This window comes from Gilliamella sp. B14448G11 (assembly GCF_016101765.1).
Lineage (GTDB): Bacteria > Pseudomonadota > Gammaproteobacteria > Enterobacterales > Orbaceae > Gilliamella > Gilliamella apicola_N.
Window position 1 is genome coordinate 1 of sequence record NZ_JACFPX010000044.1, and the last position, 749, is coordinate 749.

A 749-nucleotide genomic window follows, 5' to 3' on the forward strand; every position below is an offset into this window, starting at 1 on the left:
AACATTAAATTATCAGTCACCGATTGAATACAAAAGAAATCGATGACCTTATCTTTTTGGTACTAAAAAGTGTGGACATACCAGTCCATTAATTTCAATTTGATAAGGATGGAAAGGTAAAGGCTTGCCGGTTTCATGATCCGTTAGAATAAAAAATTCGCTACATCCATTGACATAAGGTAAGCTAAGATAAGGAGTCGGTATTGAAGCTGGCCCCATTTTTTGTAGTGCACTACTTTTTATATAAACATTATCCGCCGTGCCCAGTTCAATCCCTGCACTGCTGATTTTGATGTATGAACCTCCACACATTAACGTCAGCTCTTTACTTGCGGTAATCGTCAGCTTTCCATCGACACTGTCTATTTTAATATCTTGCTTAGCGGCCATATTCAGGTTGGCATTTTGCGCTTGTACCTCAACATCACCTTGGTTGGCAAAGACTTTCATTCCTGATTTATGAGCAAACAGACCGATGGATTCACCGGATGAGACAGTTATGTTTTTTAACGCATTAATGTCAGTTTGGTTTTCACTGGTCATTGATACACTGTTTGATGTTGACAGTTGAATGTTTTCTGGACTGGTTAAAGCGATGCCCTCTTGTGCATAAGCAATAATGCCACTTTGGGCTAACTGGGTTAATGTCGCTTTAAGTTGCGCCTGACTGTCAGTGTCCGCACCATGAGCTTCAGAGGCAGTTGCTGCATTTTGCAATGCTTTGGCAATTGATAACGCATTTTCAAGCT

General features: G+C 40.3%; 1 protein-coding gene. It reads right to left on the minus strand.

Features of this window, described 5'->3' with window-relative positions; genetic code table 11:
* Positions 1 to 48 precede the first annotated feature (48 nt).
* A partial coding sequence (locus H3S88_RS13100; RefSeq protein ID WP_198237281.1) for a DUF2345 domain-containing protein occupies positions 49 to 749 on the minus strand: 701 nt, incomplete at its 5' end.